At 22.4% G+C, this 10,317-nt stretch carries 11 protein-coding genes; 4 read left to right on the forward strand and 7 right to left on the reverse strand.

All coding sequences use genetic code 11. The features are described 5' to 3' along the window. Positions 1-10: 10 nt before the first annotated feature. Positions 11-931: a radical SAM/SPASM domain-containing protein gene (locus ACH5BH_RS13485; RefSeq protein WP_423298724.1), complete on the reverse strand. Its 921-nt coding sequence runs from the start codon at positions 929-931 to the stop codon at positions 11-13. 77 nt (positions 932-1,008) lie between these two features. Here ACH5BH_RS13485 and ACH5BH_RS13490 point away from each other — a divergent pair, with 77 nt between their 5' ends. Beyond that, a complete protein-coding gene (locus tag ACH5BH_RS13490; protein ID WP_404308039.1) occupies positions 1,009-1,332 on the forward strand; it encodes a hypothetical protein in 324 nt (107 codons plus the stop codon). Between the two features lie 13 nt (positions 1,333-1,345). Here the strand turns inward: ACH5BH_RS13490 and ACH5BH_RS13495 are convergent, their stop codons facing one another. Both ACH5BH_RS13495 and ACH5BH_RS13500 read right to left on the reverse strand, forming a co-directional pair. Continuing rightward, on the reverse strand, positions 1,346-1,948 hold the full coding sequence (locus ACH5BH_RS13495) for a hypothetical protein (protein ID WP_423298725.1): 603 nt from the start codon (positions 1,946-1,948) through the stop codon (positions 1,346-1,348). A 134-nt stretch (positions 1,949-2,082) separates the two neighbouring features. Further along, entirely contained in the window at positions 2,083-2,616 is a 534-nt protein-coding gene (locus ACH5BH_RS13500) for a hypothetical protein (RefSeq protein ID WP_404308043.1), read from the reverse strand. 184 nt (positions 2,617-2,800) lie between these two features. Here ACH5BH_RS13500 and ACH5BH_RS13505 point away from each other — a divergent pair, with 184 nt between their 5' ends. Further along, a complete protein-coding gene (locus ACH5BH_RS13505; RefSeq protein ID WP_404308044.1) occupies positions 2,801-3,298 on the forward strand; it encodes a DsrE family protein in 498 nt (165 codons plus the stop codon). Positions 3,299-3,306: 8 nt separating this feature from the next. On the opposite strand, the gene ACH5BH_RS13510 is transcribed toward ACH5BH_RS13505, so the two are convergent. Then, a complete protein-coding gene (locus ACH5BH_RS13510) occupies positions 3,307-3,645 on the reverse strand; it encodes a MerR family transcriptional regulator (RefSeq protein WP_404308046.1) in 339 nt (112 codons plus the stop codon). A 128-nt stretch (positions 3,646-3,773) separates the two neighbouring features. Here ACH5BH_RS13510 and ACH5BH_RS13515 point away from each other — a divergent pair, with 128 nt between their 5' ends. Beyond that, positions 3,774-4,655, forward strand: coding sequence for a tetratricopeptide repeat protein (locus tag ACH5BH_RS13515; RefSeq protein ID WP_423298726.1), 882 nt, complete (start codon positions 3,774-3,776; stop codon positions 4,653-4,655). Positions 4,656-4,708: 53 nt separating this feature from the next. On the opposite strand, the gene ACH5BH_RS13520 is transcribed toward ACH5BH_RS13515, so the two are convergent. The 3 genes from ACH5BH_RS13520 to ACH5BH_RS13530 all read right to left on the reverse strand — a co-directional run bounded on the left by ACH5BH_RS13520 (position 4,709) and on the right by ACH5BH_RS13530 (position 8,180). Then, positions 4,709-6,871, reverse strand: coding sequence for a cache domain-containing protein (locus tag ACH5BH_RS13520; protein WP_423298727.1), 2,163 nt, complete (start codon positions 6,869-6,871; stop codon positions 4,709-4,711). After that, positions 6,864-7,694 (reverse strand): phosphate/phosphite/phosphonate ABC transporter substrate-binding protein, encoded by an 831-nt coding sequence (locus tag ACH5BH_RS13525; protein WP_423298728.1) that lies wholly within the window; start codon positions 7,692-7,694, stop codon positions 6,864-6,866. Before ACH5BH_RS13525 ends, ACH5BH_RS13520 begins: the two co-directional genes overlap by 8 nt. A gap of 66 nt (positions 7,695-7,760) precedes the next feature. After that, complete coding sequence (locus tag ACH5BH_RS13530; RefSeq protein ID WP_404308060.1) at positions 7,761-8,180, reverse strand: NUDIX domain-containing protein; 420 nt, start codon at positions 8,178-8,180, stop codon at positions 7,761-7,763. A gap of 317 nt (positions 8,181-8,497) precedes the next feature. Here ACH5BH_RS13530 and ACH5BH_RS13535 point away from each other — a divergent pair, with 317 nt between their 5' ends. Then, positions 8,498-10,252: a sensor domain-containing diguanylate cyclase gene (locus ACH5BH_RS13535; RefSeq protein WP_423298729.1), complete on the forward strand. Its 1,755-nt coding sequence runs from the start codon at positions 8,498-8,500 to the stop codon at positions 10,250-10,252. Positions 10,253-10,317 lie beyond the last annotated feature (65 nt).

A 10,317-nucleotide genomic window follows, 5' to 3' on the forward strand; every position in this document is an offset into this window, starting at 1 on the left:
TAGCTTAGTTTTACTTATCAAATCTAAGTCTATATTCACATTTTTGACAAAGTTCTTCTACTACTTTATTTTGTCTAAAGCCACTTTGTATTGCTTTTACTCTTTTAGAATTTAAAATATCTTTTATTTGTGTAGTATTTGTATTTCCAAGATTAACACAGGCATTTTGGTCTAAACAACAAGGTATTACATCACCTGATGAAAGTATTCCAAAATGTGAATCTAAACCATAACAAAAACCTTCTTTTGATACAAAATCATTTTTTAAACTAGGCCAATTAAAATACTCATCGAAATTAAAAAATAGTTTTCTATCTATTCTTATATTTTTAGGTTTATTTTTATATACCTCATCAAGTAATATATCTGTATTAAAACTTTTATTTATTTTTTCAAATACTTTTTCATTAAACTGCTTAGCACTTTGTTCTTCATCTAAATTCCATATTCTAAGATTTATAAAATACTCATGCTTTTTCTCTTGTGCATATTTTATAAAACTAATAATAGGATTTAAATACTCATCTAAACTTTTTTTATGAGAGTTTGCATTATAAGAGTTAATTGAGAAATTTATTTGTCTTATTGCCTTGTGCATTAAAGTATCAAAATGTTTTTCATTTAAATTATTAGCAGTTGTGGTAATATTTACTTCTAAATCATTCTTTAAACTAATATCTAAATATTTACCTAAATTAGATAAAACTAAAGGATCACCTACTACATGATAAGCTAACTGTTTTGTATAATCTTTAAGTTGAGAGTTTATATCTTCAAAATGCTCTAAACTCATAGTTTCATTTGGCTTTATTTTTGGAGGACAAAATGTACACTTAAGATTACAAATATTTGTAATTTCTATATGAACTTTTTTAAACTTTTTTATATTATAGCCTTTTAAAAATTTTAGCAATTGTATCAAATAGTTCATAAAACAAAGCCTCTTAAAGCCTTAAGTAATAGTACTTTAATTATAATTCATTTTAAGTTCAAAATAAAGGTTTATAAATGGAAATGATTTTAAATGAAGATGACATAGTAGTAGGAGCACAATTTGATGGTGGAACTATTCAAGACTATGTAGATGAAAATAAAACTTATGGACTTGTAAGAATAGAAAATGCAACTGCTAACTGGTTTTTATTCAATAAAGATGAAAGTGATGAAGATATTCAAAAACTATACAATCAAGTAATTCAACAAGAGCATTTTATTCATGATGACTTTGGAGAAGAAATAGTAATTTTTAATAAACTTGGAAATAAAGAATTTATTGATTTTAAAGAAAAGATTGATGAATATTTAAATGACGAGATGGGTAGTATTTTTTAATACTACTTTATCTTTATAAAAATACTTTTTTATAAATCTCATCAAAATTTTCTATATCATTTGGAGAAAAAGACTTATCCCTACTCTCATCCCAATACAAAAACTTATGTCTTAATGATTTTCGTTCAATAAACTTCAAATAATAAGCTGTAGCTAATACTTCATTTGATTTATTATCTATAAACCTATATTTATATTCATCATATATTTCTGGGAAAAAACTATTGATTTTTTCTACATTTATTGAATATCTAGCTTTTTTTATGTTATCAAAGTCTTCATAATATTCATAAGAATTTAAAGGTAATCTTATTTTTTTGTATTTATATCTTTTAAATTTATACTCAATTGAAGGTATTTCAAGAAACTTTTCTATATGTTCTTCATGAAAAGCTATGATTTTTTGCTTATTACTTGAAGATAAGTTTGCTAACTGATTTATATCATAGCCATACACTTTTATAGTAGAAAGACTTTCTATTCTTCCATATTGATTTTTTTGTGCTTGTTTATTAAAAGTACTATTATATGAAGTAATAGAATAAAAACTCTTAATTGCATACTTTAAAAGTAAATCATTATAAAATATACTTAATGTCAAAACTAAAGATATCATAAAAATGATTTTTGATTTAAATATCCGAAATAATATAAAACTAAAAAAAATACAAAAGCTTATAAATGACAAATTTGCTGGAATAAACAAAAAATTATCAGGAATTACAAATTCAAAAGATGTTGGCATTTATATTACTTTAAAATATAAGGTAAGTCTCTTTTAATACTTTCTAATAAATCTTCATTTAGAAAAAACTTACACTCTTGCTTCTGTATATTCTTATAACAGTAAGCACATACATATCTATTTCTTTTTATAATCTCAATACTTTGTTCTAAAGTAACTTGTAATTCTTCATTACTCACATAATAATCGTACATCTGTTTAATTTCATCTTTTATATCATCTTTTATAAAAACAATACTATCTTCCATAAACTCTATTACATTTTTATCATTATTTTTTATGTGTAAAAAAGCCTCTTTTACATCATCAAATCTCATATCAAATTTTGCACCTACTAAAAGTACTTCTTTTAAATTATCTAAATCATTTTTTTGAAAGTAATATTGTAATAATAAATTTAAATAATGCTCTTGAACATCAGTATCATATTCTTCTATAAATTCAAATACTAAATCTGCATTTTCTATCTTTTTATTATCTATAAGTTCATTATGAAGTACACCTATTTGGGCGATTATTTCATGTAATCTATCACTCATTAAAGTTTTCCTATTTTTAATTTGTCAAATTATATCCAATAGAAGATATATTCTACTATAAAAATATGCTTAAAATGTTACTTTATTATACTTTAGAAAAATATAATAATATTAATTTATAATTCTTTATTCTTAATATAAAAATATAATTTATAATTATAAATATACATAAAAAGGAAAACTGATGACAATTCTAAAAAAACTACTTTTTACTCTATTTATTCCAGTTTTATTTTTAAATAATTTAAATGCAGAAAAAATAAATGATAAAGCTGCATTAAATGGAATAAAAGAAGCAAAAAGTGTATTTCTTATAGACTTTACAAATGTTAGAAAAACTGCTTTTTACTTAAACATCATAGAAGGTACACACAAAGGTTTAATAAAACAAGGTGTTAAACCTAAAATGGTTTTAGTATTTATTGGTGAGACAGTAAAGTTTTTAAGTACAAAACAAGATGAAGCTTTTGAAATGGAACATGAAGAACATTTAGAAGCTATTCAAAACTCTATAAAAAACCTAAGCAAAGCAGGTGTAAGAATGGAAGTTTGTGCAGTTGCTACAAAAGTATTTAAAGTAGATAATAATACTATTCCAAAAGAAATGAATATTATTGCAGATGGTTTTATCTCTTTGATAGGATGGCAAACACAAGATTATAAATTAGTTCCAATTTTTTAAAATTGGAACTAAATAACATCTACATCTTTTACATCTATTCCAGAAAGCTTTTCCATTTTTGTTTCTACAATATCTAAAAAGTCTGCTTTATTCTTTTCATCCATATTGTTTTCTAACATTTCAGTAATATATTTAATACCATTTGCATTTATTTTTTTTGCGCTTGCTAAATAGTGTACAAAAGCTATCATTTTAACATCATTAATAGAGTAAAGTTTTTTACCATCAATTTTTTTAGGAAGCAACCCTTTATCTTCATACATTTTAAGTGTTCTTACTTTTGCTGTTAGAAGTTCAGCAATACTACTTAGAGGTAAAATATCTTTATCATTGTTTAATAGTGCCAAAATTATCCTTTAATTTTTTTCTTGAATTATACAATTTTTTCTATAATTTTATTCTAAATTTTTCTTTACTTTACTTTTTATTAAATAAGATATAATAAAATTAATAAAGAAAAATCAAAAGGAAAAGTATGAAAAAAATAGCAGTTTTATTACTATTAATTAGCACAATACTAATAGCCCAAACAAAAACTGAACAAGTACCAAAAGAAAAAATAAATGAAAAAATAAATTCATTGAAAAAGCCTTTGTATAATCCATTTGTAGAGAATTATATTCTTAATGAATTAAAACAATTAAGAGATGAAAATAGAGACTTAAAAATTGAGTTGCATAAGACATTGGCAAAAAAAGAAGTTGACATATCTACAAATGTAATTAATTATGCAACATCAACAATAAACAATATGTTTTATATTATTGCAGCAGCCAGTTCTATTTTAGTAATTATTGGTTGGTCTTCTATTAAAGATATTAATGAAAAAGTAAAACACATGATTGATGAAAAAACATCAAAAACTATTTTAGAATATGATGAAAAAATGTCAATGTTTGAAAAAGACTTAGCAAAAAGAGCTAAGCAAGTAAAACAAAATGAACAAGAAATAGAAATAATGAATGCTATTCACTCATTATGGCTTAGAGCTTCTCAAGAAACTACACCAAGTGGTAAAATTGAAATTTATGATGAGATTTTAAAAATCAGACCAGATGAAGTTGAAGCCTTAACATATAAAGCAGATGCTATTCTTGATTTAGGTGAAGCTAATTGGGCATTAAATTTAACAAACCAAGCTTTAGAAATAGATAGTGATTATCCAAATGCCTTTTATCAAAGAGCAAAAGTATTTGCAGTTTTAGGACAAGAAGAAAATGCTATTACTGATCTTGAAAAAGCAATAGAATTAAATGAAGAATATATTTATAAAATAGAAGATGAAGAAGAGTTTGAAGAATTAGTAAAACATGAAGGCGTTCAAACTATTTTAGAAAAAAAAGTTCATTTAACATAAAAAAGTAGATGGATAATTCATCTGCTTTTGTGAATCTATTTTTTATATTTTATTTATAAAATAGGAATATCTATTTGAAAAGAAGCACCAAAAAGCTTTTTATTTTCATAAATATAAGATTTATTTTTTACTAGGATTTTACCTTTTAGTTGTTTTGTAATAAGTTGATGAGTCATGTATAAACCTATACCTGTTCCTATTGATTTGTGTTTTGTAGTAAAATAAGGTTCGAATATTTTATCAATAATAGAATCATCAACACCACCTGCACTATCTTTTACTTCCAACATGATTTTCTTATTTTGTTTTTTTAATGTTATAAATAAGTATCTATCATTACTGTTTATATTTTTTTCTTTAAAAGCATCTTTTGCATTGTTTATTATATTTATCAATGTTTGAACAATGATACTATCATTATTAAACATCATAATCTCTTCTGAATCAATCTTTACAGTTATATAATTAGCTTTTAGTGAGTCTTTAGTGATATCATAAACTTTATCAAGAACTTCTTTTACATTAAATTCTTTTAAAATAGAATCATCATCTTTAAAAAAACCTCTAAAATCATCTATTGTTTTTGATAAATACATTGCTTGTGATTTTACTCGATCAAAATTTTTTAATAAAGTTTTTTTATCTAACTCATTATTTAATTCAAGATGAAATCTTAATCCACTTATACAAGTAGTAATTACAGATAAAGGTTGTCTCCATTGATGTGCGATATTTCCAATCATTTCTCCAACAGCAGCTATTTTAGATTGAGTATATACTATTTTTTGAAGATTAATCAATTCACTAATATCTGTCAAAACAAGAATAAAGGAATTATTACCATTATAAAAATTGATGTTTACTAAATATATTTGTTCTTTCTTTACAATAGTATTGTTTATTCTTAACATTTTACTATTAAGCAATGCAAACTTTTTTTCTTTTACATATTTTTTAAACTTATTCTTTGTTAAAAAGTCTTCTTCTTTAGTATCTATAATATAATTTTCAAACTCTTTATATTCATTTATATCACTTAAAGTAAATAAATCTGTAAATTTTTTATTGACTTTTTTTATACAATTGTTTTCATACAAAATAATTATATTTTTTTGATTATCTATAATATTTTGTAAGTTTTTATTACTTAACTCTAATTCTTTTTTATTTCTTATTGTTTTATATCTTTGTTCAATAGCAACTGAAATTAAATATATAAATACAGCAATAGAAATAAAACATAAAACTATAAAAATATTATATTTACTAGTAATAAAAATCAAATCTTTAAAATCTAAATATGATACTATGTATCCTGCAAATTTATTTTTTGTATCTTTAATAGCTAAAAAACTTATTATATAACCTTTATCATTACTAATCAAAGGAATATAAAAACTTTCATGTTTTCTATGTAGTTTCAAAAACTCTTCATTTTCTTTTAGCTTTTTATTTAATCTTTTAATCAAACTACTATTAATATATTTTTCGGTTATATTTGAAATAAGACTATTTTCTAAATAATAATCATCAGATAAATCAGACTTAATAAAATATTTTCTTTTTGAACTAAAGACTTTTTGTAGTGTAGTTTCCTTATTCATCAAAAGAACATACATATTTGAATTAAGAACATCTTTAAGCTTTTTTTCCACAGAATCAAATGAGATTGAAAATTCAACACTCCCTAAATGATCACCTTCATAAACTATAGGAAATACATATCTAAAACCAGGGAATACTCTTCCTCCTTCAAAACCAAAACTTTTTTCTTTTTTTATATTAGCTATTTTAATAGACTCCCTAAAGTCTATTAATTCATCTCCACTATTAGAAGGATTATGAAATCTTAAAAGACTTTTCCCTTCATGAGTATGGAAATGAAACTGTCTTAATCCACTTTGTTTAAGCTGTTCATACTCTTTGTAAAGTTCTCTATATAATAACCCCCTATATATACTTTTATTTTCTTCCTTAGAGTATTTAAATTTTTTAAGTAACTTTAATACTTTTTTATCTTTTACTATATAATTAAAATCTTTTTTTGCTGCTAATTTATAAGTATCTAATATACTTTTATATGCTAGTTTAGTTGCTTCTAATTTTTGTTTAGAAACAATATCAATATCATTTTTTTCTAAACGACTTAGAATAAAACTAAAAATCAAAAAAGCAATGATGAAACTAAAAAAATACATAAAATATTTTTTATTCATTTATGTTTCCCACAAAAGGTATTTTATTAATATTAACTTTTAGATTTCCATAATCTTTTTGAGTTGCTAAAGAAAAACCATACCTTCCTTTTTTTAAAGTAGATAAGGTTTTAGTATCTATATTTAAAAGTGTTTTTTTTATCTTACTAGATAAATTATCACTAATAGTATTTTTATTCCCTACAAGTGTAAAACCTGGAAGAAGAATACTCCTTTTTATAATACTAACACCTAAACTTTCATACTTTTTTGCTATATCTTCTTTTGCACCAGCTAAAATATGTGTTCCTTTAACTAAAGACAATAAAGAGTTTTCATGGGACATTTCATAAGAATATAAAAAGTTTTCCAAACTTTTATCATATTGTTTTTTTAATAAAATATTTGTCATGAAATAACCACAAGTAGATAAAGGTTGAGTTAAAGCAATTTTTACGTTTTTAGAAATATCAATATTAGAAGTTTTAAACTTTGCTAATATACATCTATAATTATGCTTTTTATTTTTTTCTTTAAAACTAACCAACGGTTTAACTCCCTTATATTCAGAATAAAGTGCAATATAAGGAAGAGGCCCTAAATAAGCAATATCAACTTCTTTATTTTTAATTGCATCAATAATATCTTTATAGTTTTGATAAAATTTGTATTCAATTTCTATATTTAATTTTTTTTCTAAATAAGATATAAGAGGATTAAAGTCATTAATTATATTTGATTTTAATTTTGTAGGTAAAGGTGCAAAAACAATTGAATTAACATTTTTAGCATTTAATAAGCTAAAAAAAAGAAGACATAAAACAATTGTTTTTATGAAATTCATAAAATAAACCTTAATATAATATTTCTAATTATATTAAATAATTATTAATGTCAATTTAAATTAATACTATAATATGCTGTTTTTAGAAAGAAAATCAGAAATAATCTTAGAATGATCAAAAACTAATTTATTTTGAGGTATTTCATCAACTAAATATATAAAAACTTCTTTTGCATCATCACAAGCTCTTGGAATACCATAAGCCTTACATATATAAACTACTGATACAGTATGAAATCTACAATCCCTTTTTGGATCAGAATAAACTCCTAGTAACGACTCTATTTCAACATCTAATGATGTTTCTTCTTTCATTTCTCTAACAAGGGCATTTTCTACACTCTCACCAATATCAACAAAACCTCCTGGTAGAGCAATGCCATAGGGTTTATTTAATCTTTCTATAAAAACAATACCTTTAAAGTTTTTATTATTATCATAAAGTTTTATAATTCCATCAACACTTAAATGAGGTGTTTTTATCATAATCTCTCCTTAGTATATTTTTCAATATTATACTAAGTTTTCAACTATATATTTTGCCAATGAAGTAAAATAGTTATCAATATTTTCAGAAAAGATTATAATAATAAAAGTAAGTACTATAAAATTAAAAAAATATGTCATTTATAATCCTATTATTATATTTTACTTGTAATTATATATTAAATAATCTTACAAATAAATAATAATAATGTTATAGTGTCTGTTATATATATAATTTTATAATTATATACAAAGTTTTAATAATATTTTATGTAATATGTAACTTTTAATATAAACTTTAAATAAGGAAAAATAAAATGAAGTTATTAATCATGCTTGTTTTACTTTTTTTAAACATAAATGCTTCTAATATAATTCAAATAAATGATAAAAAAGTAAAATTAAGTAATTTTGAAATTTTATATTATATAAATGACTCAAATAATATAGATATTAATAATATTCACGAAGTAAAGTTTAAAAAAGGAAAAAATAAAGCTTCACTTGGTAGAACTGTAAAAAATACATGGATAAAAATAGTATTAAGAAATAATACGAAAGATAAAATGCAATTATCTCTTCATCAAAGTATGGCATTTACTCTCAATAAAATATTATATTTTGAGAAAAATAAAGAAGGAGAACTTCTAAAAAAAGAAGAACTTAATATACAAAATCCAAAAAACTCAACATTACTTAAAGGATCAAATGCAATTTATCCCATATCAATTAATCCAAAAGAAATAAAAACACTTTATATTAATCAAGAATCAAGTGCTTATCACTTTTATAACTTTTCAATTTTTGACAATATAGAATCCATAAAATACTTAATTTATGAAAAAGCTGATGGTTTATTTTTCTTTGGTTTATTGCTTGCTTTAGCATGGTATAATTTTTTATTCTATATTTCAACTAAATATAAAGAGTATTTATTCTATTCATTATATCTATTTAGTGCCACTATCTGGATTTTTTATATGTATGGCTCTTTAGCTCACTATTTTAATGTATATGGAGAAATTGCTACTAAATTCAATTTTGCTTTAATGTTAATACCTATTTTCTTAACTTTATTTATACAATCAGTTTTCGAAACAAAATATAAGTATAAAAAAGAACATTTATTTTTAAATAGTGTAATTACATTACTATCTTTAAATTTTCTATATGGACTAATTAATTATAATCATTCATTAGTCTTATTAAGTATTACCTTAAATTATTCATTAATTGTATTTTTATTAATAAGTATAAGTATTTATAAAAAAGGTAATCAAGTTATAAAAATATTTTTAATAGCACATATCTTTTATATTGCATTTACTTTATATGGCATCTTATTTTATATAGGAATGGTTGAATTTAACTACATATCTTCGCATAGTATAGGAATAGGTATTATAATAGAAGCATTAACACTTTCTTATTTAATATCTTATAAATATAAAAAAATTGAAAACGAAAAAATAAATGCTTTAAATGATAAAATAAAAGCACAGTCTTTATTAAATGAAAAAAATAAACTTCTAAAAATCACAAATGAAAAATCAGAAGAACTTAAAGTCTTAAATAAAAGGCTTGAAGAACTTTCTATTACAGATAAATTAACAAGCTTATACAATAGAACAAAAATAGACGATACTCTACAGAGACAATTAAAATATACAAAAAGATATAATGAAGATTTTAGTCTGATTTTAATAGATATAGATTTCTTTAAAAAAATAAATGATACTTATGGTCATCAAGTAGGAGATACAATCCTAAAAGAGTTTGCTCAAATTCTAAAAGATAATATAAGACAAACTGATACTGTTGGAAGATGGGGAGGAGAAGAATTTATAATAATATGCCCTAAAACGAATTTAGAAGAAGCAAATATTGTATCCCAAAAGATTAAAAATAAAATTGAGAAAACTAGTTTCTCAACTATAAATAACTGTACTGCAAGTTTTGGTATTAGCACTTATAAAAAAGGTTTAGATATAAAAGATATTGTAAAAAATGCTGATGAAGCTTTATATAAAGCAAAAAGTAATGGAAGAAATTCTATATGTTATAAAATATAAAGTGGATGGGATAGCAGGATTCGAACCTGCGAATGCTGGTACCAAAAACCAGTGCCTTACCGCTT

The organism is Arcobacter rhizosphaerae (assembly GCF_049472155.1).
GTDB lineage: Bacteria > Campylobacterota > Campylobacteria > Campylobacterales > Arcobacteraceae > Arcobacter_B.

Excerpts from the sequence above, each read along its gene's own strand:
- ACH5BH_RS13525 (WP_423298728.1), bottom strand. The coding sequence starts at position 7,694 with ATGAATTTCATAAAAACAATTGTTTTATGTCTTCTTTTTTTTAGCTTA.
- ACH5BH_RS13490 (WP_404308039.1), top strand. The coding sequence starts at position 1,009 with ATGGAAATGATTTTAAATGAAGATGACATAGTAGTAGGAGCACAATTT.
- ACH5BH_RS13530 (WP_404308060.1), bottom strand. The coding sequence starts at position 8,180 with ATGATAAAAACACCTCATTTAAGTGTTGATGGAATTATAAAACTTTAT.
- ACH5BH_RS13505 (WP_404308044.1), top strand. The coding sequence starts at position 2,801 with ATGACAATTCTAAAAAAACTACTTTTTACTCTATTTATTCCAGTTTTA.
- ACH5BH_RS13495 (WP_423298725.1), bottom strand. The coding sequence starts at position 1,948 with ATGATATCTTTAGTTTTGACATTAAGTATATTTTATAATGATTTACTT.
- ACH5BH_RS13500 (WP_404308043.1), bottom strand. The coding sequence starts at position 2,616 with ATGAGTGATAGATTACATGAAATAATCGCCCAAATAGGTGTACTTCAT.
- ACH5BH_RS13535 (WP_423298729.1), top strand. The coding sequence starts at position 8,498 with ATGAAGTTATTAATCATGCTTGTTTTACTTTTTTTAAACATAAATGCT.
- ACH5BH_RS13515 (WP_423298726.1), top strand. The coding sequence starts at position 3,774 with ATGAAAAAAATAGCAGTTTTATTACTATTAATTAGCACAATACTAATA.
- ACH5BH_RS13485 (WP_423298724.1), bottom strand. The coding sequence starts at position 931 with ATGAACTATTTGATACAATTGCTAAAATTTTTAAAAGGCTATAATATA.
- ACH5BH_RS13520 (WP_423298727.1), bottom strand. The coding sequence starts at position 6,871 with ATGAATAAAAAATATTTTATGTATTTTTTTAGTTTCATCATTGCTTTT.